The 22,769-nt window shown below is 66.1% G+C and carries 24 protein-coding genes; 12 read left to right on the top strand and 12 right to left on the bottom strand.

Going from position 1 to position 22,769, the window contains the following annotated elements; translation table 11 throughout:
• On the bottom strand, positions 1-1,025 hold a 1,025-nt coding region (locus tag ACFY3V_RS08220), incomplete at its 3' end, for a hypothetical protein (RefSeq protein WP_389771192.1).
• Positions 1,026-1,424: 399 nt separating this feature from the next.
• Between ACFY3V_RS08220 and ACFY3V_RS08225 the strand changes: the two genes are divergently transcribed.
• The gene (locus ACFY3V_RS08225) at positions 1,425-1,877 is read left to right on the top strand and encodes a hypothetical protein (RefSeq protein ID WP_389771195.1); all 453 of its coding nucleotides are present in this window, start codon (positions 1,425-1,427) and stop codon (positions 1,875-1,877) included.
• A 209-nt stretch (positions 1,878-2,086) separates the two neighbouring features.
• Here ACFY3V_RS08225 and ACFY3V_RS08230 read toward each other — a convergent pair whose 3' ends face one another.
• The 3 genes from ACFY3V_RS08230 to ACFY3V_RS08240 form a co-directional block, all read right to left on the bottom strand.
• Complete coding sequence (locus tag ACFY3V_RS08230) at positions 2,087-2,395, bottom strand: 4a-hydroxytetrahydrobiopterin dehydratase (RefSeq protein WP_362903371.1); 309 nt, start codon at positions 2,393-2,395, stop codon at positions 2,087-2,089.
• A gap of 176 nt (positions 2,396-2,571) precedes the next feature.
• Positions 2,572-3,030 carry a GNAT family N-acetyltransferase gene (locus ACFY3V_RS08235; protein ID WP_389771199.1) on the bottom strand — a complete coding sequence of 153 codons (459 nt, stop codon included), beginning with the start codon at positions 3,028-3,030 and terminating at the stop codon, positions 2,572-2,574.
• Between the two features lie 7 nt (positions 3,031-3,037).
• Positions 3,038-4,222 carry a helix-turn-helix domain-containing protein gene (locus tag ACFY3V_RS08240; RefSeq protein ID WP_389771202.1) on the bottom strand — a complete coding sequence of 395 codons (1,185 nt, stop codon included), beginning with the start codon at positions 4,220-4,222 and terminating at the stop codon, positions 3,038-3,040.
• A 222-nt stretch (positions 4,223-4,444) separates the two neighbouring features.
• On the opposite strand from ACFY3V_RS08240, the gene ACFY3V_RS08245 reads away from it, so the two are divergent.
• The 6 genes from ACFY3V_RS08245 to ACFY3V_RS08270 all read left to right on the top strand — a co-directional run bounded on the left by ACFY3V_RS08245 (position 4,445) and on the right by ACFY3V_RS08270 (position 8,824).
• A complete protein-coding gene (locus ACFY3V_RS08245; RefSeq protein WP_389771205.1) occupies positions 4,445-5,125 on the top strand; it encodes a hypothetical protein in 681 nt (226 codons plus the stop codon).
• Positions 5,122-5,556, top strand: coding sequence for a hypothetical protein (locus ACFY3V_RS08250; protein WP_389771208.1), 435 nt, complete (start codon positions 5,122-5,124; stop codon positions 5,554-5,556). Before ACFY3V_RS08245 ends, ACFY3V_RS08250 begins: the two co-directional genes overlap by 4 nt.
• Positions 5,540-6,190: a hypothetical protein gene (locus ACFY3V_RS08255; RefSeq protein WP_389771211.1), complete on the top strand. Its 651-nt coding sequence runs from the start codon at positions 5,540-5,542 to the stop codon at positions 6,188-6,190. Before ACFY3V_RS08250 ends, ACFY3V_RS08255 begins: the two co-directional genes overlap by 17 nt.
• A 245-nt stretch (positions 6,191-6,435) precedes the next feature.
• Entirely contained in the window at positions 6,436-7,419 is a 984-nt protein-coding gene (gene hemC / locus ACFY3V_RS08260) for a hydroxymethylbilane synthase (RefSeq protein ID WP_389771214.1), read from the top strand.
• The gene (locus ACFY3V_RS08265) at positions 7,416-7,925 is read left to right on the top strand and encodes an NUDIX domain-containing protein (protein ID WP_389771217.1); all 510 of its coding nucleotides are present in this window, start codon (positions 7,416-7,418) and stop codon (positions 7,923-7,925) included. The genes hemC and ACFY3V_RS08265 overlap by 4 nt, the downstream gene beginning before the upstream one ends.
• Before the next feature lie 308 nt (positions 7,926-8,233).
• On the top strand, positions 8,234-8,824 hold the full coding sequence (locus tag ACFY3V_RS08270; RefSeq protein ID WP_389771220.1) for a M48 family metalloprotease: 591 nt from the start codon (positions 8,234-8,236) through the stop codon (positions 8,822-8,824).
• Between the two features lie 106 nt (positions 8,825-8,930).
• Here ACFY3V_RS08270 and ACFY3V_RS08275 read toward each other — a convergent pair whose 3' ends face one another.
• Both ACFY3V_RS08275 and ACFY3V_RS08280 read right to left on the bottom strand, forming a co-directional pair.
• A complete protein-coding gene (locus ACFY3V_RS08275) occupies positions 8,931-10,277 on the bottom strand; it encodes a serine hydrolase domain-containing protein (protein ID WP_389771223.1) in 1,347 nt (448 codons plus the stop codon).
• Positions 10,274-10,531: a hypothetical protein gene (locus ACFY3V_RS08280; protein ID WP_362903355.1), complete on the bottom strand. Its 258-nt coding sequence runs from the start codon at positions 10,529-10,531 to the stop codon at positions 10,274-10,276. The genes ACFY3V_RS08275 and ACFY3V_RS08280 overlap by 4 nt, the downstream gene beginning before the upstream one ends.
• Before the next feature lie 162 nt (positions 10,532-10,693).
• Here ACFY3V_RS08280 and ACFY3V_RS08285 point away from each other — a divergent pair, with 162 nt between their 5' ends.
• A complete protein-coding gene (locus ACFY3V_RS08285; RefSeq protein WP_389771226.1) occupies positions 10,694-11,629 on the top strand; it encodes a helix-turn-helix domain-containing protein in 936 nt (311 codons plus the stop codon).
• Between the two features lie 187 nt (positions 11,630-11,816).
• Positions 11,817-12,857: a hypothetical protein gene (locus ACFY3V_RS08290; RefSeq protein ID WP_389771229.1), complete on the top strand. Its 1,041-nt coding sequence runs from the start codon at positions 11,817-11,819 to the stop codon at positions 12,855-12,857.
• Between the two features lie 309 nt (positions 12,858-13,166).
• Here ACFY3V_RS08290 and ACFY3V_RS08295 read toward each other — a convergent pair whose 3' ends face one another.
• Both ACFY3V_RS08295 and ACFY3V_RS08300 read right to left on the bottom strand, forming a co-directional pair.
• Complete coding sequence (locus tag ACFY3V_RS08295; RefSeq protein ID WP_389771232.1) at positions 13,167-16,268, bottom strand: tetratricopeptide repeat protein; 3,102 nt, start codon at positions 16,266-16,268, stop codon at positions 13,167-13,169.
• Positions 16,265-16,606: a hypothetical protein gene (locus tag ACFY3V_RS08300; protein ID WP_389771235.1), complete on the bottom strand. Its 342-nt coding sequence runs from the start codon at positions 16,604-16,606 to the stop codon at positions 16,265-16,267. The genes ACFY3V_RS08295 and ACFY3V_RS08300 overlap by 4 nt, the downstream gene beginning before the upstream one ends.
• 110 nt (positions 16,607-16,716) lie before the next feature.
• Here ACFY3V_RS08300 and ACFY3V_RS08305 point away from each other — a divergent pair, with 110 nt between their 5' ends.
• The 3 genes from ACFY3V_RS08305 to ACFY3V_RS08315 all read left to right on the top strand — a co-directional run bounded on the left by ACFY3V_RS08305 (position 16,717) and on the right by ACFY3V_RS08315 (position 18,952).
• Positions 16,717-16,869: a hypothetical protein gene (locus ACFY3V_RS08305; protein ID WP_362903344.1), complete on the top strand. Its 153-nt coding sequence runs from the start codon at positions 16,717-16,719 to the stop codon at positions 16,867-16,869.
• A 57-nt stretch (positions 16,870-16,926) separates the two neighbouring features.
• A complete protein-coding gene (locus ACFY3V_RS08310) occupies positions 16,927-18,180 on the top strand; it encodes an MFS transporter (RefSeq protein ID WP_389771239.1) in 1,254 nt (417 codons plus the stop codon).
• Between the two features lie 208 nt (positions 18,181-18,388).
• Positions 18,389-18,952 (top strand): GNAT family N-acetyltransferase, encoded by a 564-nt coding sequence (locus ACFY3V_RS08315; protein WP_389771242.1) that lies wholly within the window; start codon positions 18,389-18,391, stop codon positions 18,950-18,952.
• A 79-nt stretch (positions 18,953-19,031) separates the two neighbouring features.
• Here ACFY3V_RS08315 and ACFY3V_RS08320 read toward each other — a convergent pair whose 3' ends face one another.
• The 4 genes from ACFY3V_RS08320 to ACFY3V_RS08335 form a co-directional block, all read right to left on the bottom strand.
• Positions 19,032-20,018 carry a class I SAM-dependent methyltransferase gene (locus ACFY3V_RS08320; RefSeq protein ID WP_389771245.1) on the bottom strand — a complete coding sequence of 329 codons (987 nt, stop codon included), beginning with the start codon at positions 20,016-20,018 and terminating at the stop codon, positions 19,032-19,034.
• Positions 20,015-20,479, bottom strand: a complete 465-nt coding sequence (locus ACFY3V_RS08325) for a hypothetical protein (protein ID WP_389771248.1) — start codon at positions 20,477-20,479, stop codon at positions 20,015-20,017. The genes ACFY3V_RS08320 and ACFY3V_RS08325 overlap by 4 nt, the downstream gene beginning before the upstream one ends.
• 304 nt (positions 20,480-20,783) lie before the next feature.
• Positions 20,784-21,377: a DUF4240 domain-containing protein gene (locus ACFY3V_RS08330; protein WP_389771251.1), complete on the bottom strand. Its 594-nt coding sequence runs from the start codon at positions 21,375-21,377 to the stop codon at positions 20,784-20,786.
• Between the two features lie 226 nt (positions 21,378-21,603).
• The gene (locus tag ACFY3V_RS08335; RefSeq protein WP_389771254.1) at positions 21,604-22,461 is read right to left on the bottom strand and encodes a hypothetical protein; all 858 of its coding nucleotides are present in this window, start codon (positions 22,459-22,461) and stop codon (positions 21,604-21,606) included.
• Positions 22,462-22,769 lie beyond the last annotated feature (308 nt).

Consider the following 22,769-nt stretch of genomic DNA (forward strand, 5'->3'; position numbering starts at 1 on the left):
CCGTTGAGGTCGGCCCTGTCGGCGTGCACAGTCCCCCACGCCCCACTCCCCTGACGGACATCAAGCCCATCCTTGGGAAAAGTAACCTTCCCATCGTCAGCGCTCCGCCCCTGCACCCACTCGGTATTCACACCGTTGAGATCGGCCCTGTCGGCCGTCACCGTCCCTTGCCCGCCGGAGTCATTGAAGATCTCCACCCCTGTGCCGGTGAAGGCGACGCGCCCCTTGTTCGTCGTTCCCTGGACCCAGGGGGTGTCGATGCCGGTCGTGGCGGTGAGGGTTTCCAGGACGGGATGGCGTACCTGCACGGTCGTGGTGAGGAAGTGCTGCTTTTGAGTGGTCGGGTCGGTGGCGACCAGGATGTAGGTGGTAGCGCGCTTCGGGGCGTCGGTCGGCGACCAGGTACGCGTGCCTGGGGTGATGGCCGATTGCCCGCCGGGGAACCGGATCTCGTAGCTGAAGTCGTTAGACCCGTCCCAGCTCAGGGTGAGGCCATCTCCGGTGTCCAGCATGGTTTTGTCCGGGCGGAAGTCGCGCGGTGCCGGAATCTCCTTGGGAGTGGCCTTCACCACCGGCACGGCCGCGTCGCTGACCTGCCATCCTCTACCGGTTCTGACGGTCTCGGTCACCATCAGCACGACCACACCTGCAGTGGGAGCGACGGTGACGTTTTCCAGTGTCAGCACCATGTGGTCGCCAGGTGCGAAAGCTTCTAAACGACCGCTCTGGGTGGTGACCTGGAAAACGTCGGCGCCTTGCTGCTGGACGATCACTGGCTGAGTGGCTGCCTGGGAGCTCGACTGGGTGTCGGTGTATTCGCCCTTCGGGTTGATCACGTTGATGTTCTGGGTGAGATGGCCGGCACCGTCGCCAAGGGGCACCTTCACCTCGATCCTCAGCCAGGGCACCGTCTTCCCGGTGTTGGTGACCATCAGATACAGCGTCCCCGTGGACGGAGAGCGCCCGTTCACTGACGCCTCCAGAGATGTCGGGTCGGTGAGGATGGTGTAGGTCAGCGCAGTCAAGATCACGACTCCTTCTCTTGGCAGATAGCACAGGTCGATGCCCTGCTCACTGTGAGAGGACCTGGCCGGGCAGAACAGGCGGCGGCACGGCTGAGGTGTCTGGAACCCGCCGTATGTGACGCACCGCAGAAAAGCACCCTCCTAGATCCAAACGCCAGGGCGGGAGCACAGCAAGAGCATTCAAGGTGGCCATAACGGGGCGCTTCAGCAATATCCTCGGCGTCTTGACAGGCATTCGGGCCATGCTCTGATGGCCGCCCCGCGAACACCTGCCAGCCGCGATAAGCACGGTGATCGAGTCCATGCTGAAACGATGGACGGCATTTCACCTAGCGGGTCTACTGGTGCTGACATCTGGCGGAGCCAGGCCGAATGGGATAAGAATTCCAAGATCAGCGCTTGGAGGTTGTTCCTGTGGTGTCCACGGATGTGCCGTCTCAGCCACCGATGGTGGCTGAACGTCCCCGGCCGTGGCGGCTTCAGTCGCAGGGATACGTGGCCGTCCTCGGCGGGGTTGCCGCCGTCACCGTCATCGCGCTGATGAACGCCGCTCGTCTCGATGTACCGAAGAGGGGCAGAGTACTCATTGTCGGCGCCGGCCTTCTCGGACTGATCGCGGATGTCGTCATGATCTGGGATGCCAGGGTGAGCTCCGACACCTACACCGTGTTGTCGGTGTTGCTCGCACTGGTCGTTCACATCGTTCAAGCGGGCGTGCAGAGACCACACGATCGGGGAGCCCTACTGCTGTCCAGAGGGAAAGATCATGCGCCGATGTGGCTAGCGGGTGCAGCCGCCATCCTGGTCGGCGGCCCCCTCCGCTACTCCATGCTGACCACGCTCGGAGGGTGATCGGAGCCAAGCCTGTTAGCAAGGGCGTTGGCAAGAAGCTCAAACGATCAAGAAACCAAGAAGGCCCCTGACAGCGTAATGCCTGATCAGGAGCCTTCTCAGAGGCGTCGACCTGCCGGGATCTCACCCGAGGTGATCCGGTGCGGCAGTAGATCACCCTCCCAGGCGTACACCGCCGCGCTCGAAGCACACGCAGGAAAACCGTACGCTCAGACCTCCTCGGCGCCGTGTCCAATGGCGATCGCGTCAATATGGCGGGCGAGCTCGAAGTCCTTGGTGGTGAGGCGGTTCCCGGCATCGTGAGTAGTGATCACGAATCGGATCCGCTGCCAGGTGATGTGAATATCAGGATGGTGACCGACCTCGCGAGCCTTGGCCGCGACGTACATGGCCAGATGTACGCACTCGTGATAGGCGTGCTTGAACGTTCGGGCTATGGCCTGCCCCTCGCGCTCCCACCCTGGCAGCTCGGCCAGTTGGACGACGATCTGCTCTTCGGACAACAGCTGAGGGGGCATCGGTATCTCCGCGTCTGCAGTCAGTTGAACTGAGAAATGATCTCATTCAGCCCTCTGCCGGACGAGGTGCCTGCCCAAGCGGTCGCGTGGCGAGGGATTTCCCTCAGCTCCTGACGCAGCCGAGCCGATCCCGTGCCCTCCGCGATCGCCGCAGTGGCTGACTACGACAGCACCGCCTACGCGTCGACGCGATAGAAAATCTTCCCGTCGTGGACCGACGCGCCGATCGCCTCATAGAAGCGCCGCGCATCGATGTTGTCGCGCTCGGTCTGCCACTCGACCCTGCTGCAACCGCTCTTCGTGGCGATCTGCTGTACGCGCTCCATGAGGAGACGGGCCACGCCTCGACGTCGAGCGGGCTCCCGGACGAACAGTTCCTTCAGGAACAGCGAGTGCGACGCCCCGGCCGCCGGCCAGAGGAATGAGTAGGAGGCCATCCCCGCCACCTGGTCTCCATCTCGGGCGAGCAGTACCCGTGCGACCGGGAATTCGCCGAAGAGCAGCGCTTTGACTTGCCGAACGCGTTCCTCCTCGGGCGAGATGTCGCTCGCCCCGTAGTAAATCTCGATCTCTTCGATCAGCTCCGAGATCAGGAGCGCATCTTCCGGCCGGGCCTGCTCGATCGTGAGCGTCATCAGCTCTTCAGCCCTCCATATCGCGGCCAGCGGGCAACGCGAGAATCTCCTTCAGCACCTGCACCTCCGACAACTTCAATCGCGATGCAGACCCACTATTGGTCAGATGCCGGGCACGGTCAATGATCAGGCTGCTGCGATGCTCATGAGGCAGCGCGACGAGAGCTGTAGTGGCATGCGCCGCCGCTGCCGCCATATCTCCATCGTGGGCCAGGCACATGGCCCAGTCGAGGTGGATCAGCGTACGGTCCGTGTGCTCTTCCTGGGGATACAACTCCAGCGCCCGCTGCTGCTCCCGCCAAGCCCTGCCACTCTCCCGTAGATGCGTCCACGTGTTTCCGGCATGGAATCGCAGCTGAGATTCGCTGTAGCCGAAGGCCGACGCCGTGATGAAGTCGGAGTCAAGGCGCTCCAGCGCTTCTTCCGCCCGTCGTAGCGCGTACTCCGCAGCGTCCCTGTCCCCCAGCACAGCATGTGCCCGTGCTTCCAGCGACGCCGCCAGGGCGGCCCCCACATACGGCTCACCCCAGGCGAGGCTCTGCGCCCGCTGCGCCAACTCGATCGCACCGATCATGTCGCCGCCGTAATAGAGCGCGTAGGACTCCTGCGCATACATCCACGACTGCGCCGCCCGATCTTCCGCTGCGGCAGCAGCTGCTCGACCGGTTCGCCACCAGTCCCGCGAGCGGCTGTCCCCCAACTTGAGCAGCGTCAGCGCCACAAGCCCCGACAGGTGTGCCGCGACCACGCCAAGCTTGCGCCGAACCGCCGCAGGGTGACGATGCTCAAGCACTTGGAGCAGGTCAGAGAAGTCGCTCAACAGGTCGGCGAGAAGATCAGCCTCGGGCCGATACCTGGTCGCCCGTCCGTAACGGCCGACAACGTGTCCCCAATCCTCGATACCGGCATCGCTCATTCCTCCGCTGGCCAGTACGTCGGTCATGCCCCGGCGCAACTCCTCGGCCCGCTCCAGCACGGACGGCCTCGATGACTGCCTGGCTGCGGCGATGAGCTCGCCCCGAGCATCCAACGCCTCGTCGAGTGCGACGACGACGGCAGGGCTGGGAGTGCGGCGGTCGTGCTCCAATGCCGATACGTAGCTCTTCCCGCACTTGGCGCGGTTCGCCACATCGCGTATCGACAGGTCACCGCGCAGGCGACGCAATGTCTGGCCGAACGTCTCCGAGTCCATGCTTCCGCTCCTGGCGCGTCCACCGTCGTCCACCGCTGTCCACAGTTTCTGCGGACAGCAGGGGACAGCCAATACCTAGACCATGACCCTTGGTATTGGAAACGTTACTCACAGACGTGACGCGCCGGTAGGCGTTCCTCACCGTCGCCATAAACAGCGGAGCCCGCCACCGGTATCTGACACCAGGACGGGCCCCTTGATCAGGAAGCGAGTCCTGACCCGATGAACAACCCTAATGCTCCGGTTCTCGACCGGACCACGACAAGCGGCTGTACCTGTTTCGCCGACGTGCCGCCGCTGCCGATGGGATGCGCCGTCTGCGGACACGCCCCCTACGCCCACCACTGCCCCGGCCAGGCCATCGACCACGAGTACGCGCAGCCGACCGGCACGCTGATGGCGATGCGCCTGGAAGCGCGCCGCCGCACCGGCCCACAGCCCTTCCCCATGGCCGAGCAGCCCGTCGCCGTGGCGCCCGCCGAGGTCATCGCCCTGGTCCCCGCGCAGCGCCGCTCCGAGCCGTCCGCTCCGGCCGCACCCACGCCACTGCCCGAGCGGACGCCGCGCCCCTTCCCCCGTCCGGCCCTACGACCTGCCGCCATCGCACCGGCCCGACGCGACGACAGCCGACGCCCCGTGCCCCGCCCGGTCGAGACGCGAACCGACCGCGCGACCCGCCTGGCGCTCGCCCGCGACACCCTCGCCCACCGCAGGGCCCGCATCGCGGCCCGCGCGCACGACCACAGTGCCCCACCTCCGAGCATGGGCTTGAAGTCGGCCACCTGGCCACTCGCCCCCCAGACCCTCCGGCCGGGGCCCACCGCCGCCCCCGGCCGGAGCCGCCCCCCGAACACCCCTTCACCCCGACGGCACCAGCCCCACCGTTGGGAGGTCGCAGCATGAACGCGACTCCGCAGGGCAACCCCATGAGCAGGCGCGGCAGTGCTCCGGTTTCCGAGGCGTATGCCGCTCCGCCGCCCACCCCCGCCGAACAGCCGACCGCCGTCCAGCTCGCCGAGAAACTCGCCGCCATCCTGGACAACGTCTACGGCATCTCGGCCGACGTCCACCCCCTCGCCTCCGGCAACGCCATCGTCTCCGTCTTCCTCGGCCTGCTCGCCTACACCGACGGCGAGAACTTCTGGTGGACCAGCCCCGAACGCAGCCGCTCCGGCTCACCCCTGCTCAGCTCCGCGCTGACACTGCCCGTGGCCGCGGCCCAGCTCGCCGAGCACTACCGGATCCTGCGCGCCCGCCCCGCCGCCAGCCTCCTGGAAGGCGAGCTGCCGCTGCTGGCCGACGTCATCCCGGCGCAGTATGTTGTCCCGCGCTGACGCCGACGCGGCCCGCGCCGCCAGACAGGTGCAGCAGTACGCGCCGACCTGGCTGGTCATGTGGAGCCTGCGACACCGCCGGTTCGAGGCGTGGCAGTGCGCCGACCCGCGCGAATGCCGCATCATCCACGCCCAGAGCGCCGCCGAACTGTGGGACCTCATGCAGCAGGCCGACGTCGAGCCGCAGCAGATCTCACCACCGCCGCTGCCGGCCCCGGGACTCGTTCCCCACCCCCGCATCCTGCCCATAGGCCCCGACGAACGAGTCCCACCCCACCACGTCCCGCAGGAAAGGGGACCGGTCGTGATCCCGTCCCACGACACCCCCGCAGGCGACCGGGTGGACGTGTCCGCCCGTCGCCCCGGCGCGATCACCGCCCTGAGGCGTCTGCGAACCGAACTGCACGAACACCGGATCATCTCGGAGATCTCCTACGACGAAGGCCCACCCCGCCTCGTCATCGGCGCCGAGCTGACCGTGTGGGCCGACCACAACGGCGAGTTCTTCACCTGGGGCGCCACCTTCATGGAAGAACCCGCCACCTCCGCCGCGGCCGATGACGTACCGCAGGTCGCGGCCCGGATCGCCGAACGACTCGACGAGCACCACACCGAGCCGAGAACGGCTCCATGAACAGCGCGGCGGCACGGCGAGTGGTCTCCCGCGCCGTCGCGCTCACGACTCCCCGCCAACGGTGGTGCACCAGCGGGGCAGACGCGACCGTACGACCTCCTGCGTGGAAGGGCGTGAACCTCGGTCGAAATGATGGTGCCCCGTCAGCCCTTTCCGGCGGGTCACCATTCGATGGCAGTCAGTCCGCACTCCCACAGCCAGTCACACACTGCGATCAGAGTCTCACTGGAAGGAACAGCTTCGCCGTGACCGACGTACTCCTCAACCGGTTCGCCGACACCCCGCTGCGGATCGGCACTCGCACCTCCACCCTGGCCAAGGTCCAGGCCGGCCATGTCGCCGACATGATCACCAAGCTCGCGCCCGGCATTCCCATCGAGATCGTGCCGACGCAGGTCAGCGCCGACCTGTGGCCCGGCGACCTGGCCGAGATCGGCGGCAAGGGAGCCTTCAGCAAGGAAATCGACAGCGCGCTGACCAGCGGCCGGATCGACATCGCCGTCCACTGCGTCAAAGACGTCCCCGGTGACGTCCCCCTCGCGGAGGGGACCGCGTTCGGCGCCTACCTGGAACGCGACGACGTCCACGACGTCGTCGTCACCCGCGACGGCGTCGCCCTGGCCGACCTGCCCGCCGGTTCCCTCATCGGCACCAGTTCCGTACGGCGTCGCGCCCAGCTCGGCATCCACCGGCCCGACCTGCGCACCGAACGCATCCGCGGCAACGTCGACACCCGCCTGACCAAGCTCGACGATGACGGCGAGTACGCCGCACTGATCCTGGCCCGCGCCAGCCTGAGCCGCCTCGGCATACTGGACCGACACCACGAGATCCTGCCCCTGGAGTTCCATACCGCAGGCAACGGCGTGTCCATGGTGCCGCCCGTAGGTGCGGGCGTCATAGGTATCCAGGCTCGCCAGTCCGACGGGCCGGTCATGCGGCTGCTGGACGAGCTCAACCACGTGCCGACCGACCGGCACGTTCTCGCCGAGCGCACCATGCTGCACATGCTGCGGGGCCACTGCAACAGCCCGATCGCCGGACACGCCTCCACCACCGCCGACGGAAAGATGAGCCTGTTCGGCATGGTGTTCAACCGTGATGGCTCCCAGTTCGTCCGCTCCCACGCCTGGGGAGATCACTCCGACCCCGCCACCCTCGGTGCCCGCGTCGCCGCCGACCTGCTCCATCAGGGCGCCCGCAACCTGATCACCGCCACCCGGAAATGATCTCAGCGGACACACGGCCCATTCCCCAGCAGGGACCGTACGGCTGCGCTGTCACCGCCCACCTCCTTGTGCTCGACGAGGCGGGGCGGTGGCTTCTATTGCGTACCGCTCGCGACCACACCCGCTGGCAGCTGCCCGGCGGGCGGGTCCGACGTGGTGAGAGCCCGGCCACCGCCGCACATCGTGAAGCCGTCGAAGAGACCGGCCTGCTGGGCTTGCACGCCGAGCGTCTCCTGGCTGTCGCGTGGATTCCCGCCGGCAGTGACGAGCGCCATGACCGGATCGCATTCGTCTTCTCCACCCGCCTGCTGCGGGCCGAGGACCTGGAGGGAATCACCGTGGACGCCCGCGAGATCGATACCTGGTGTCTGAGCGCTCCGCCGCAAGCACTGGAGCAGCTGCACCCACTGCTGGCCGAAAGGCTCGACGACGTCATCCGCTGCGGCCCCGGCCGTTACCTTGACCAGGACCCCGCCTCTCGGCACAACCGAGCCATGCGGCCATAGGGAAACAAAAAGGTCTCGGCTCTTCGAAGAGCGCCGGGACCTTCAGGACCCCACCGTCCACTCCGGCGTCCAGACCATGCCGCAAGTCGGCCGCCCCCTTCTGCCGACGCCGATGATCAGCTGGCACTTCCGCAGAAAGCAACCTCCCGCCCAGTCGACGGTCATCCGCTACCCTCAACGGCGGCCTCCACCCGTTGGGCACGGCCGGTCGGCTGTCAGGCCAGGTCGGCGGAGAGGGGTGCACAACTTCTGTGGATGTGGCCGACGGCAGTGGCTCGTATGCTGATCTTTCGTCATAGGCGGAGGCAATGGACGCAGACACGGCTGATCGGCTGCACCTCCTGATGCGTGCTCTCACAACACGCGCAGATCTTGATCCCCGCCCGCCCGTCGCCATCGATGACCTGCACGTGGCGGCGATGATCGATGTCAGGTGGGCCTGGCCTCGCCCGACCGCGACAATCGTCGTCGACCGGACCACGGCCGAACAATGGCCACAGGACGCGCTGGCCGGTCTGATCGCCCACCAACTCGGCTATATCGCGCTGGGACACATCGGTTTTGATGCGTACGTCTTGTATGCCGCTCAGCACGTCCTGCCGATAGCAGCCGCGGTGATAATCCCGTGGGGAATTATCGAGTTGGCGACGCTGCCGATGATGTTCCCCATCGGGGCCGGTCTGCTGTTGGCCTACCAGGCCGTACTGTGGATCTTGCGCCGCCGGGTGTACGCGTCCGATCGGTTCGCGGTCGATCTGGTCGGCGCCGCCCCGGTGCGGGCCATGTTGCATCTGCTACGTGGGGGCGGAGGAGCGCGAAATGCCATCCGTGAGCACTGGGCGCCGCAGAATCGTCCCACGATTGAGCAACGTCTGCGCGCTCGGCAGGTCCGCTCATGACGACGCATCGCGGGGCAGGCCAGAGACTCCACAAGACCCGGGACGATTCAGGAGAAGAAGAGGGCTGATTCCTGGATCGTGCAAGCCGTACACATGCCCCTCGAACTCACTCGCTCCGGGGGTGTGCCCGGCAGTTCGTGTGAAGATACTGCGCCTGCCCATCCACGAAGTCGTAGATCGCCACAGTCTGGGTGTCCTCCAGAGGATCGCTCGGCGGCATCAGAAAGTGCGTCTCACTGACCGGCAACAGCTCGTAGGTGATGCGCTCCGGCCGCCCGGAGAAAGCCGCCTGTATGGGGTCGAGGAAGGTGGTCAGCCGAAGCCCGGCACTGTCGGCACTCACCTCGAACCGGGTCCCCGGCCGCTCGTAAACACCCACGTAGCGAGCCGGGTCGAGCCTGAGCCCAGGATCCGGGTCGGGTAGGCCGGGAATCTCGCCGGCACCCAGGTCCCCCAGAAGCTCGTTGAACACCTTGTGGTACATGCTCTCCCGTGGCCCGCCGTTGGTCAGCATCACCAGGGCCAGATCCGAGTCCGGCAGGATGCGGAGGCGAGCGTTCTGACCGATGGTGCTGCCGTCGTGCGCGTAGACGGTCTCGCCGTACCAGTCGCACACGATGAGGCCGAGCGCCCACTGCGGGCCGAACATGTAGGGATCGGGGACGGGGACACGGGAGGTCATCATTTCGCGGACGGCGGCGGCCGAGACGATGTGTGCGCCGTTCGGCGCCTGTCCGCCGTTGAGGAGGACGTGCGCCAGCGCGAGCACCTCGCGGGCCGTGGAGTTGATGTTGCCGCCGGGACCGAAGGAGCGCGGCAGATAGTCCACGGGGGTGACGACGGGGCCTTCCTCCAGGGAGCGGATCAGGTGTCCTGTCGCGGCCCGTGCCGGGTCCACCTGCTCGCGCCAACTGGTCGTGCTGGTCAGGCCCATGGGGGAGAAGAGACGCTCGCGCATGATGGCGTCCCAGTGGCTGCCGTCGAGCACCTCCATGATGCGAGCGAGGATCGCGTAGCCGAGGGCCGCGCTGTAGCCGTGGGTGTGGCCGAGCGAGGCGAACTGGGGCGCGTCGACGATGGCGGCGACCATGTTCTCGTAGACGTTCTCGTCTTCGCCGGGGTCGCCGATGTCCTCCTCGATGCCGTTGGTGTGGTTGAGGAGGTGTCGGGGGGTGACACGGGCGGTGACGTCGGAATCGGCGACACGGAAGTCCGGCAGGTAGGTGCGCACCGGCTCGTCCAGGTCGACCTTGCCTTCGTCGAGGAGTTGCATGAAGGCCAACGCGGTCCAGGTCTTGGTCAGGGAGCCGCACTGGAAGATCGTGTCGGTGGTGGCGGGCTGCCCGGTGGTGACGTCCTTGATGCCGTACGCGAAGTCGGTGATCTCTCCGTTCTGGAGGATGCCGATCGTGGCGCCCGGGACCTGGTAGTCCGCCAGGATCTCCTCGATCATCGTGCCAGACCCACCGCGTTGGCCGCGTCGGCCTGGAGATACTCCGTTCTGGCAGCGGAGCCTGCGTAATCGTCGAAGAAGGTCCGCACGGCGTCGATGGAGTCGTGGACGATGATGTTGACCGCTCTGGTCCCGTCAGTGCTGGCCACCGCGAGCGTCCACTTCGCTCCCTTGGGGAGGCGGCCGTGCGCCTTCTTCAGCGCATCCCAGAACCGCTTCTCGTCGGTGATCGTGGATATGGCCATGACGTGCATTTCACCCTCCAATGATGTTTCCAGCAGCGTGAAAGCTATGTTGCATTTTTGATCTCGTCAACACATTGACCTGGATCTGCAGCTATTGTTGCAACAGATATGGCGGGAAATGCAATGCCGTCCGTTGCAATGAGATGCTCGTGAAAGTACTGGAGGTCAACAATGCCCGGGAGCAGGCTGACCCACGATGAGCGTCAGCAGATCGCGTTGTGGCTGGCAGAGGGGGTGGGCTACGCCGAGATGGGCAGACGGCTGGACAGACCGACGTCCACGATCTCGCGGGAGGTGGCACGGAACTCCCGCTCCGGCGGTTACCTCGCCGATCGTGCCCAGCAAGCCGCCGCGAAGCGCGCGCGCCGCCGTAGGACCATCCAGCCCGAGCCGCTGCCGTCAGCCGGCGAGCGGGTGCGTGAGTTCGTGGAGGAGTTCGCGGTGCTGCTGTCAGGGACCGGCCTGCAGCGGATGGCCTCTCGGGTCCTCGCCAGCCTGCTCACCGCGGAAGCCGACGGCCTCACCGCGGCCGACCTGGTGAAACGGCTACGGGTAAGCCCAGCTTCGGTGTCCAAGTCCATCGGCTACCTGGAGACGATGGAACTGGTGGGGCGGACCTCCGACCCCGGTGGGCGGCGGGAGCGCTACACCGTCCACGAGGACGCCTGGCTGCGGGCTTGGCAGGCCGACACCAAGGCGCACGCGAACGTCACGGAGGCCACCCGGCGCGGGATCGAGCTCTTCGGCGCCGACACGCCCGCCGGGGTCCGGCTCACCCAGATGAATCACTTCTTCGCCAGGCTCAGCGAGCAGATGCACGGCAGCAGCCTCACCGACGCCGCCGTGCGTGACGCCCTGACCGTCATCGCCGCACTGGTGTACGCCGCGCGAGCGCTCCCCCTGGACGAACTCGCCACATCCCTGGGGTGGCCACCCGAGCGTACGGCCGAGGCTCTCGACACGATCGATCGGCATCCGGACCTGGCCGACCCGCTCATGCTCCAGGCTGAGGGCGGTACCTACACCATGGAGCCCAGCCCCGACCGGCTGACCGCCTCCCAGCGCGAAGCGCTCCAGGCCCGCTTGCTGGAGCAACCTCAGCCCTGAAAATGCTCCCCGGGACACGTGAGATGAGGGGCCGCTCGCCACTGGCTGGAAGGAAGACGCGCGGGAAGATCTTCCGTTCCAGAGCTTTGAGCGACAACGGAACGGCCAGTGGCGTTAGTGAGCCGACCGCTCCTCGACGGTCATCCGCTACCCTCACTCGAATTGATCGTTTTCGGAAGAGGGTGCCGTGACACAGGAACCCGGATCGGAAACGCGAGCCCCGATGGTGGCGGCGCTGCGCTTCGGTGCGGTTCTGGTGGTGTCAGGGCCGGTGATCCTGACGACGTTCGGAGCCGGCAGGCAGAGCGTCGGCTGGTTCTGTTCCGCGACGAACCCCGCCCTCTACTCGTCGGAGGGCCCTTACGCGCTGGTGAGCGTGCCGGGCGAGCTGCTGTTCTGGAATGTTCTCCTGCTGCCGGTCATCGTGGCGGGTCTTCTCCTGCGCGGGTCGCGTCGGGCCACGCTCACGGCGGTCGCAGCGGTCGGCACCGTGCTCGCGTTCGGACTCTTCATCGCCTTTCTCCTGCCGGGCCTCGACCCGTGCACCGGGCAGGAGCGTGTGACCGTACCGCCCTGGCCCTTGATCGTCTGCTATTCGACGGCCACGGGAGCACTGCTCCTGGCGGCCCGGTCACCGCTGCACCGGAAACCACTTCCCCCAAGATGGCACAGGACCATCCTGTGGGCGGGTGCCATCGGCGCCGCGGCGTGGGCGGCGGCGTTCCACCGCTTCCCGGTCACGTCCGGCAGGTTCCTCGTGGTCCTCTACACCGACGTCGAGACTCTGGAGTCGTTCTCGAACGACCTCGCACGGTGGTCCGGTGATGCCGACAAGATCGGCCTGTCGGTCGTTCTCGTCACGTTGGCGGCGACGGCGGTCTCCACCCGCTGGGCACGGCCGGTCGGCACCGCAGTCGCGGCTGTTCTTCTCCTTTTCCCGCTCCTCGACGTCGCGGAGTACGTCCGCTGCTACGACGAGGACTTCCGGATGTCTCTCGTCGATTCGGTGCGATGGCACCTGCTTCTCGCGGCCGTCCTCGTCGCGTCGGCCGTCCGGAACTCCCGACAGCGGATCTCCTGGGCCGAAACCGCCCGCCTAGCACGGCAGATGTTCCACGGACCGTCGAAGGACAGGATTCTGGGACAGGCGAAAAAAGTCGCCGTCGCGGTCGTCATCACGGCCACCGTCGTCTGGCTGGTCGCCTCGTCCTTCACCCCGACACGATAGAAGCACAACGACCCAGATTTCTGAACGGCGCCGAGTCGGTTGTCGATGGTGACGTGTGCGGTAGGCGGGCTGGCCTCGGCGTTCATTCCTGGATCGTGTACGTGTCCTTCCAGGGAGGATTCAGCCCTTCCCTGTGACCGTCACACGATGGCTCACCTTCTGGTAGGTATCGATCACCTATCGCTACGAATTACACCACTCCAGGGGACACCACCAGCCCGGGGAACGGGAGTACGTGCGCGAAAAGGCGCTGGAGAGCCATACCTATCTGGACGGCAAGGTCAGTACGAATGGGCCTTCTCGTGGCGTTCAGCTTGCGGGGTCGGTGGGCGGGTGTTTCATCCATTCGGGAACGTCTTCACCGGTGAGCGAGAGGTGCATCTCGCTCACTCCGCCGGCATCGCCCGCGTAGGAGCGGCGCAGCAGTTCGACGACCGTGCCGAGCTTGTCTCCGGCGTACTCGGGCATCACGTGCGCGGCGACAAACGCTGTGAGCAGGGGCTCGATCGCCTCACGAAACCGTTCCACTTCGATCAGAAGGTCCCCAAGAACTGCGAGAGTTCCGGCATAGTCGGACACGTAGGCGTCCCGGCTGACCGTCATCAAATGCCCGTACAGGCCGACGGCCTCCTCGAAGATGGTGACCGCCTCGGCCAGGCGTCCGACCTCCCTCAGCCGGAGCGCGTGGTTGTGCAACGAGGTGGCCAGGCTGGGCAGATAGGCGTCCCGGTTGACCGACACCAACTCCCGCCACAGATCGACGGCTTCTTGCGAAAGAGTCACCGCCTCGGCCCGCCCCATCTCCGCCAGCCGGTTCGCGTGGTTGGTCAACGAGTTGGCCAGGTTGGGCAGATAGGCGTCCCGGTTGACCGACACCAACTCCCGCCGCAGGTGGAGGGCCTCCTCGGAGAGAGTGAGCGCCTCGGCCTGCCGCCCTTCCTCTGTCAGCCGGTTCGCGTGGTTGTGCAACGAGGCGGCCAGGCTGGGCAGGTATGCCTCCCGGTTGACCGACACCAACTCCCGATACAGGTCGAGTGCTTCTTGCGAATGGATCACTGCCTCGGCCCGCCCTTCCTCCGCCAGCCGGTTGGCATGATTGGTCAACGTGAGTGCCAGGTCGGGCAGGTAGGCGTCCCGGTTGACCGACACCAACTCCCGCCGCAGGTGGAGGGCCTCCTCGGAGAGAGTGAGCGCCTCGGCCTGCCGCCCGACCTCCGCCAGCCGGACCGCGTGGTTGTGCAACGAGGCGGCCAGGTCGGGCAGGTATGCCTCCCGGTCGACCGACACCAACTCCCGCCACAGATCGACGGCTTCGTGGGAGAGAGTGAGCGCCTCGGACCACCGCCTCACCTCCGCCAACCGGACCGCGCGAAGGGTCAACGAGTTGGCCAGGTTGGGCAGGTATGCCTCCCGGTCGACCGACACCAACTCCCGCCACAGATCGACGGCTTCGTGGGAGAGAGTGAGCGCCTCGGACCGTCGCCCCACCTCCGCCAACCAGACCGCGTGATTGGTCAACGAGAAGGCCAGGTTGGGCAGGTATGCCTCCCGGTCGACCGACACCAACTCCCGCCACAGGCCGACGGCTGCCTCGGAGAAGATGACCGCGTCGGCCCGCCAACCCACATCTGCCAACCGGCCCGCGTGATTGGTCAACGAGAGGGCCAGGTTGGGCAGGTAGGCATAGGAGATGGTCCGAACCAGGTGATCCCACAGTTGGGTGGCCTGTTGGCCTTCGGCCAGTGCGCGGACGTGCAGGCCGGCGTAGGACATGCGGACCGCCAGACCCTCGTGGATGCGAGCGCGCGTGACCGGATCGTCGGTGGCGGCCAGTCGGTGCTTCGCCAGGCGATCGGTGACCGCCGCGATGCCGATGTCCAGATCGATATGCCGGTGCGCGGGCAGTACGGATTCGATGGCCTCCAGCAGCGTGGTGTCAATGGTTTCCAGCCCTGCCAGCTCTGCCAGCGCGGCCCCACCTGCGTGCAGCGCGAGGTGTGGATGGGCGCTCAGCAGCGGATACAGCTGCGTGGTGGCCAGGTGCGGCCAGCGGCGCGATGCTTCGATCAACGTGGTAAGCCCCTGGCGGACCCAGACCGCGACGCCGTCACCTGGCTGTGCGCATTGGTCGCCGTCCGGCGGGGCGAGCAAGCGGGCCGGCGCCTCCTCCGCCCACGGATCGGCCGGGAAGTCGAAGGAGTGGCCCGGGGTGCAGAGCGCGAGGTAATCCTCGCCCAGCCGGTCTGGGTACAACGGCTCCAGCACCGTGACGCCGCCCCGGCCCGCCGGGGACCGCTGCTCCAGGTGTGCCGGTCCGGGCGTCCCCGCGGGCGGGTAGCACACCGCGTGGTCCTTGAGGAGCTGCCCGGCGGCCAGTGCGGAATCGATACCCGCCCGTTCCAGGGCGGTCTTGCCGTCGACGTAGCCGAGCCGGCCGGTCAAAGTGGCGGTATAGACAACCTGACCCATCGTGTCCGCCGTGGTGGCAAGTGGTGTGGCTCGGCTCGGGGTCGACATCGCCTCCCAATGGTCTCGCTCACGTGCCAGCAACAGCTCCGACACCTGCACCGGATCGGCGGGAGATGGCTGGCCCCGGTCATGGGCCAGCACCCCGGCGAGGGCGGCCATGTGCACGGTCAGCACCAGCCGGTACGCCTCGTTCCGCTCCAATGCCGGTGGCGGCGCGACGCCGTCGGCGCCGGGCACCTGGAGCAATTCGGCGAAGCGGTCGCGGGCCTCGGTGAACAACCCGCGACGGGTGATGCCGCTCTCCTGCTCCAGCGGCGCCAGCTCCTCCCGGGTGGGCACCAGGTGCATATCACGCTGGATCCGCCCCTTCAGGCTCTGCCACCAGGTGCCGGCCGGGCGGGCCAGCAGCAGCACTCGCACCGCCAGCCCGGCACGTGCTCGCATGTCGGCCAACAGCGTCAGAAGGTCCGCGGTTTCCCACCGTTCGGCGTAGTCCACCACCACTAGCACCCCGGCCGCCCCGTCGAAATCGGGAACCTCGAACTCTGCGGGCACCGAGCGGTCGCGCTGATGGTGCGCCGCCAGCACGACCCACCCCTCGCCTTGCCACAGCCGTGCCACCCGATGGGCCAGACGCGTCTTGCCCTGCCCGCCCGCCCCATGGATCAGATGAACCGCCAGCGTGGCATCCCCGCCCCGCCACTGCCGCAACCGCGCGAGCAGCGCGTCACGACCGGTGAAGCCGACCAGCGCGTTCGCCGCCCGCAGCAGCTCACTGGGCTGCGCCCGCGCCTCTGGCACCGCCGGCGCCGGCCACGGCGCCCACCGGTAAGGCTCCTCCCCGCCGTAAACGATGACGTCGCCGGCCGCCTGGACGATACTGGCCAGTCCGGTCGCCCGCGCGTGCTGGGTCACCTTGGGTGACCTGCGTCGCCAGCTCACCGCTGGTGGATATCGCGGCCGGCCTGATCCACCTGGCCATCACCGGTGGCCTTGCCTCGCTGCCGCACCTCACGGTGCGCCTCGTCGGCTGCGGAGCCGTTGTCGAACACCACAGGCCGTGATCCTTCGCTGATGTCGCGGCCGGCCTGCCGTACCCGGCCCCGCCGGGTGGCCGTGGCCCGCTGCCGCACTCCGCCGCCGCCGCGCGCCGGGTCGGCGATCAGCGCGTACACCGCCACCCCCAGCCCGGCCACCGCGACGAACAGCCCACAGACGCTGGCCAGTTTGTCCGCCGCGTCCAGCCCCACCCGGACCAGGTAGACACCCAGCCCCGTCATGGCGACCACCGCAACCCCGGCGCCGCCCCATAAGAGCACACCTCCGCGCATACCCGTCATCATCGATCACGCAGAAACATCGCGCAATGTGATCATGTGATAACTCGAAGATGTCCGTTATTCGGGTCAAGCAGACGCTCGCGAACGGCCAACACCTGCGACCTGACGCCAACATCACCTACGCGACGTCGGGTCGTGTCATCAGCGGCGACCGCAAAAGCAATACCAGGCTGGGGCTGGTCAGGAGCATGATGTTCCACTGAGTCGTAGCGCGCTGATGCGACACTGCTGAAGCTGATCAGCGTCAGGGAGGATCACCCGTGAGTGCGCCGTCCGCGACAGAACTCACATCTGGGCGCGGCGGACTCGAAAGGGACTTCCTTCGACTCTGGCAGTCGTACACGGTCAGTGCGGTCGGCTCAGCTCTCAGCGTCGGCGCGCTTCCTCTGATCGCAATCATGGTGCTGGACGCAAGTTCGTTACAGGTCTCCCTGCTCGCCGCGATCGGTGCCATCTCCAGCGCGATCATCACTCTGCCGCTGGGCAACCTTGTGGAGCGGAGGGAGAAGCGGTCCACGATGGTAGCCGCCGATCTTCTGCAATTCACTACGTTGGCCAGCGTCCCACTTGCAGCAACATTCGGCGCTTTGACCTATGTCCACCTCTGTGTGGTCGCGGTCGTGCAAACGAGCAGCACGATCGTCAACGGCTCAGCCAGTCAGGCCTACATCAAGCACGTGGTCGCTCCTGCGCACCGGACATCGGCCAACGCTCGGCTCGACACCGTGAACTGGACGACCCAATCAGCCGGACCACCCGTCGGCGGCGCGTTGATAGGCGTTGCCGGCCCTTTGGCAACCCTGACCGTCAACGCGGTGAGCTTCCTGGCGTCGGCTGTGCTCCTGCGCCGGCTGGCCCCCTTCCCAGCCGATGAAGTCAAGGACGGAAAGTCCAGGAGAGAACTCCTTGCCGGGTGGACCTTCATCCTCCGCCACCACGGCCTTCGGCCCCTCTACTTCAACGCCATGCTCTTCGGTGGCGCGATCATGTGGAGTTCTCCCATCATGGCCGTCCTGATACTCAAGGACATAGGCGCTACTCCGCTGGAGTACGGCATCGCCCTCGGCGTCCCCTGTCTCGGGGGACTGCTCGGCGCGACGCTTTCCCGCAAAGTGGTCACCCTTCTGGGCGTGCAACGCGCCTTGCTCGTCTTCGGAGTCGCCCGGACGGTATGGATCATCCCGATGGCCTTCGTCGGCGCCGGGCCCTGGGCCGTACCCATCATCACCTCGGTGGATTTCTGCCTGCTCCTGTGCGCTGGGATCTTCAATCCGATCTTCGCGACCTACCGCATGAACTCCACCCCGGACGGACTCATGGCTCGCGTCACCACTGCCTGGTCGGTCAGTTCCCGGACGGTCCAACCGCTGTTCATCACCCTGGGCGGCGTGATCGCGACCGCCTCGACCAGTCGCTGGTCACTCCTCATGGCCGGAGTGCTCTGCCTCGGTAGCGCCGTACTCCTTCCATGTAGAGGAAGGCTCCCCGACGATGTCCACAAGTACGCGCCTTGAGACTCGCCAGGCCATTCAGCAGAGCCAGCAAGGCAATAGCTTGGTTACTCGGTACGCCGGTGCTCGAAGTACCAGACCTCCGGTCGCCGCCGGCCATGCGGATCATCAGGCGATCGTGAGGGCTGTACCGGCTGCGGCCCTTCCTCGTCGGCCCGGGAACCCTCCAAGAGCTTGATCACAAGATGTGTTCTCAAGCAGAATCAACTTCATGACGGCGCTGGACGGTACCGAAGGTCGGTTTCCTCTCGATGTCCAGCTGTCGGGCTTCGGTATTCACCTACGCGAGTGGACCGATGAGGACCTTCCTGTCATGGTTGCCCTTTTCGATGAACCGCAGGTCGCTCGCTGGACTCCGCTACGTTCGCCATTCGACTTCGACGCCGCTCAGGAGTACCTGTCTCAGTCGCGGAGAGCGCGTGCCGCTGATCGCGGCATGCAACTCGCGATCACCAGAGATAGCGGTGAAGCACAGGGGGAGGTGCTGCTCTTCCGTACGGCCGATGAGCCCGGTGTGGCCGAACTCGCTTACGCGATCGGCGCTCAGCACCGAGGAGAGCGATTGGCGGCCCGCGCTGTCGAGTTAATGGCCGACTACGCCTGCGCCTCGCTCGGGATGCGTGGCCTGGTTCTACGGATTGATCCGGCAAACGCAGCAAGCGTCGCAGTAGCGCGAGCCAGTGGTTTTCACCTGGCCGACGATGAGCCGGTCACCTTGAAACGCGGGAGCCACGACATCACTCTGTACAGATGGCGCCGCGATCTCGCCCTGTGAGTAACCGCCGCTTGGTGGAACGGCACGGCCTGCGGCGGCGTGTCGCCGAGATCGGCGCGACGGTGAACCAATCTCTGCCTCAGACTTTTCCAAACGTCAGAAGGGCCGTGTGGGGAAGCCACAATGATCCGTCTGGACCGGTGAACTCGGCGCTGAGCAGGTCGAAGTGCCGTTTGATCTCCGCAATGAGCTCAGGAGACTGACTGGCCACGACGTGCCCGGTGAATCCGACTCCGGCAACCGCACCGCTCCACCACTCTGCAGACGTCGTGTGGTGATCCCAGTTGAGGGTCTGGCAGGAGACCTCGACGAACCCGGCTTTATCGAGCAGAGCAGCGAAACCTTGCTTCGTGCGCGGGAAGTCGTTTTCAAGAGAGAGCGGCGGGAGATGAGCGGGCCGAGTCACACCGGCTGCCTGGATCGCTCGCCCGAGGAGGGCCTGCCCCGCTGCGGCTGGAGCCGACCAGATCGTCAAAGCGATCCGTCCGCCTGGACGGGTCACGCGACGCAGCTCGGCCAACGCCAGTAGCGGCTGGCCAACATGATTGAGGACGAAGTTCGCCACCACGGCGTCGAACTCATCATCTTTGAAGGGAAGACTGGGCAGAGCGGCCACCTGCACATCAGCCATCGGAGTATTCAACGCCGCCAGCTCGATCATGCTGGGCTCGGCGTCCACTGCAGTCACTTCGGCGCCCCGGCCGCAGGCAGCCGCCGCAGCGGCTCCCGTGCCGGTGCCAACATCGAGCACACGCGTTCCCAACCGGACTTCGGCGGCGTCGAGCAGCCACTCGACGGGAAAAGCGCAGAGCCTGGCGAAAGAATCGGCGTACGCTCCGGCCTGCCCAGCCCAGATCAGACGCTCACTCTCATCGAATGCCGTCACAGTCGTCATCAGCCCTCTCATGTCGCGCGTCATTGATGTGGCGTTGAAAGCACAGGCACTTGAAATACCCTGGTCGCCCTCTGCGCCTGCTGTGACCAGAAGAAGGATCACCGGCGGGCGGAGACCAAGCAGCGATGCTGCGCCGGATGGCTTCCAGCTTGACTCCCAGGGAGCGATCACTCGTGCTCCAGGACGGGGAACCGCTTCTCCAGCGCAACGAGCGCACTCACGAGTTCCGGGATGTCCGTCTGGTCCAAGCCTTCGATCTCGAAGTGAAGGGTGTTCCGCATCCCAGGATGGTCGGTCACGGTCCCGGCGATCGACAGGGAGCCTGTGGGATGACACTCGACGGTGAGCTCTATCCAATGCTCAAGGGAGGAGATGGTGGCACTTCCTCCGACTTCCGTGTAGACGCGCTCCAGAGCCACACGAAAGTCGCGCAACTCCTCCGTCCGAAGCGCCGCGTCCAGTTCGGCGGTGAACCCTCCGACCTGCGCGTGGATCGGAGAGATCAGCCAGTTCCCGTCCCAGAAGTCGGTACAACCGGGATGCATACGACCAAGGACGCGGATCAGCACATGATCGAAGTTCCTGCCCCGGCCGATGACGATCTCAGCATGCTCCATACGGTCATCCTCCATGAAGGGACATTCACCTGACCCAGGATCACCAGTTAGGAAGATCTCGGCACACGACCTCTGACCTGCTGCGTTCCAGGTCAGAGGCGGTCTCGTCTTGCCCGCGAGTCCCTGCGGCTCCCCCTTGGCGCCCCTCCTGACAGGCACGCAACGGGCACGGCCAGAACCCCGTGCGGACGCACACGCCTCCCCATCCGGCTCTTCCCGGCGCTGTCGTCCCACCCACTTACAAACCCGGCCCTTGCCCTTGGCGATCTCCCGGAGCCGGAGGCCCCTGCTGGAGGCATTGGTCTCTGTACCAAAGCCTTCAGGTTCTTCCCGCCCGGTAATATGCGATACGCGGGAATCTGCGCGTTAGCTCTTCTTCGCTGTCGATGATCCATTGCTCGCCGCGTATTTCGTAGTCGTCATCATCCAAGTCGGTGCGTGCGTGCGCCTTCTCTTGCAGGGTGGTCAGATCCAGGCCGGTGCGCTTTTTGTAAGGCTCCCACGCGACGTATGCCAACAACTCGAATTCGGGCCACTCGTCATCGGTCCACAATCGTTTCTTGCCTGCTCGTTTCCGAATGACCTTCCAAAGGTGGAGGACCTCGGGGACCTCTATCAGAGTGTCGGAGTCGGCGACTACGCGTTCAAAGGTTCCGCGCCCGAGGCCGACGAGCCAATACCGGAAATATAGGAAACCATCATCTGATCCCAAAGGAAGAGTGATGAGGTAGGCGACCCACAGCTCCCAGATGTTGGATCGGTATTCGCAGACGTCAAGCCACATCTGAAAGTCAATGATGTCGTCGACAGGGAGTTCGCTCAGCTGCGCGTCCAGCCAGATCAGGCGTCTTTTCTGCGTGCGAGTCTCCCGCCTGGATTGTTCGATGAGCGCCCAGAAGGCTTCCGCGTCCATGAGGCGCGATCATGGCATGAGCGGTGAGTTCTGCCTAGGGAAAGCTCGTGCGGTGGTGCGCCGCCGAGGTCGGCACGTTCCGTTGGGTACGGCGGGTGAACGGGTCGATGGACGGCCCGAGGTCCCGCTGGCCGGGACCGGCGCCCAACCGCACGCCCAGCCAGTGGGCGGGCGGCAGCTGTACAGCCCGCGCCTCTCTGCAGCGCCGCATACGGTCGCCGGGCCGTCAGCGCCTGCTCAGTCCCCGCAGCACCGGTAGTCCGATGCCGGAGTCGAGCACAAGGCGGTCACCGAGTGGTCGCGCCAGCGTGACGGTGATCATGGCTGTCTTGAGGATGCCCGGGCACACCTCAACAGAGTCGGATCTTCTCTCGTCCACGTCGACCACCACCAGTCGGTTGGTCTCGTAAACGCGTGCCCCGTGAATGGTGTCGCAGGCGCCGTAGCCGTACCGGAGAAGCAGTTCGTCCGGCTTGCCGGCGACAAGGTCGAACGCCATTACCTCTTCGACATCCCCCCGCACCCGCTCGGGACGGGCGGTGACGGCTGAGGGGTCGACCGCCACATGGACCTTCTTCTGCTCGACTCCCTCGACGGTGAATACCCAGGCGGGCACTTGGATCGTGCCGCGACTGGTCTCCAGCGGGACCTTGCCCAGTCTGGCGCCGGTCACCCGGAGCGGGCGGCATCCCTTGGCCGGGCACTCCTCTTCGATGAGGTTGGCCGGTTTGCTGAACTCCGCGTACGCGCTCGCCGCTGTGATGAGCGGCACCTGCGAGACCTCGCCGTCCGGCCATCGCACGTCGGCGCGGTCCGGGGAGTCCTTGGGCAGCTTGGCTGCCAGCCGCCAGGCGCCGTTGTGCGAGCTTCTGTTCACCCAGGCCGGGATCCGGCCCACGTGAGCCCATCCTTGTGGGTTCAGCACTTCCAGTGCGACGAACCCTTTGCGCCAGGCGCGGTCGTCGGCCGAGCCCTGCCAGCGCTCCGCCACCTCCCGGGCACGATCCTCGAACTCGTCAACCGAGGCGCCGTGGGCCCCGCCCAGGAGCAGCACCAGGGATAGGTACGCGATCATTCTTCGCATGAGACCTCCTACACCCCATGGTCAGCCAATGCCCGATGCCACCGCCTGGCTTTCCGGGTTCTGGCGATCTTCTCCTGGGGGCGCGCTCGACCAGCCCTCTCATCCGGTGGCAAAGACCGACGAAGTCGATCCTTGCCAGCCGATCGCCCAGGCCACGCGCGGTAGGCATCGGAGTCGGCGATCGTTACGGCCTCAGACAGTTCACGGCGAACCCTAGGTCCTGTTTTGTGGATCACCTGAGCCAGAGCAGTAGACAGGCGATGGTCACGGCTGATCGGTAGTGGGCGGCGAGCTTGTCGTAGCGGGTC

It is taken from the genome of Streptosporangium sp. NPDC000095 (assembly GCF_042899335.1).
Lineage (GTDB): Bacteria > Actinomycetota > Actinomycetes > Streptosporangiales > Streptosporangiaceae > Streptosporangium.

What these genes read in the sequence shown, in the direction of transcription:
- ACFY3V_RS08230 (WP_362903371.1), bottom strand. Translation starts at nt 2,395, where the DNA reads ATGCCCCCTCAGCTGTTGTCCGAAGAGCAGATCGTCGTCCAACTGGCC.
- ACFY3V_RS08235 (WP_389771199.1), bottom strand. Translation starts at nt 3,030, where the DNA reads ATGACGCTCACGATCGAGCAGGCCCGGCCGGAAGATGCGCTCCTGATC.
- ACFY3V_RS08240 (WP_389771202.1), bottom strand. Translation starts at nt 4,222, where the DNA reads ATGGACTCGGAGACGTTCGGCCAGACATTGCGTCGCCTGCGCGGTGAC.
- ACFY3V_RS08245 (WP_389771205.1), top strand. Translation starts at nt 4,445, where the DNA reads ATGAACAACCCTAATGCTCCGGTTCTCGACCGGACCACGACAAGCGGC.
- ACFY3V_RS08250 (WP_389771208.1), top strand. Translation starts at nt 5,122, where the DNA reads ATGAACGCGACTCCGCAGGGCAACCCCATGAGCAGGCGCGGCAGTGCT.
- ACFY3V_RS08255 (WP_389771211.1), top strand. Translation starts at nt 5,540, where the DNA reads ATGTTGTCCCGCGCTGACGCCGACGCGGCCCGCGCCGCCAGACAGGTG.
- ACFY3V_RS08265 (WP_389771217.1), top strand. Translation starts at nt 7,416, where the DNA reads ATGATCTCAGCGGACACACGGCCCATTCCCCAGCAGGGACCGTACGGC.
- ACFY3V_RS08270 (WP_389771220.1), top strand. Translation starts at nt 8,234, where the DNA reads ATGGACGCAGACACGGCTGATCGGCTGCACCTCCTGATGCGTGCTCTC.
- ACFY3V_RS08275 (WP_389771223.1), bottom strand. Translation starts at nt 10,277, where the DNA reads ATGATCGAGGAGATCCTGGCGGACTACCAGGTCCCGGGCGCCACGATC.
- ACFY3V_RS08280 (WP_362903355.1), bottom strand. Translation starts at nt 10,531, where the DNA reads ATGCACGTCATGGCCATATCCACGATCACCGACGAGAAGCGGTTCTGG.
- ACFY3V_RS08285 (WP_389771226.1), top strand. Translation starts at nt 10,694, where the DNA reads ATGCCCGGGAGCAGGCTGACCCACGATGAGCGTCAGCAGATCGCGTTG.
- ACFY3V_RS08300 (WP_389771235.1), bottom strand. Translation starts at nt 16,606, where the DNA reads ATGACGGGGCTGGGTGTCTACCTGGTCCGGGTGGGGCTGGACGCGGCG.
- ACFY3V_RS08305 (WP_362903344.1), top strand. Translation starts at nt 16,717, where the DNA reads ATGTCCGTTATTCGGGTCAAGCAGACGCTCGCGAACGGCCAACACCTG.
- ACFY3V_RS08315 (WP_389771242.1), top strand. Translation starts at nt 18,389, where the DNA reads ATGACGGCGCTGGACGGTACCGAAGGTCGGTTTCCTCTCGATGTCCAG.
- ACFY3V_RS08325 (WP_389771248.1), bottom strand. Translation starts at nt 20,479, where the DNA reads ATGGAGGATGACCGTATGGAGCATGCTGAGATCGTCATCGGCCGGGGC.
- ACFY3V_RS08330 (WP_389771251.1), bottom strand. Translation starts at nt 21,377, where the DNA reads ATGGACGCGGAAGCCTTCTGGGCGCTCATCGAACAATCCAGGCGGGAG.
- ACFY3V_RS08335 (WP_389771254.1), bottom strand. Translation starts at nt 22,461, where the DNA reads ATGCGAAGAATGATCGCGTACCTATCCCTGGTGCTGCTCCTGGGCGGG.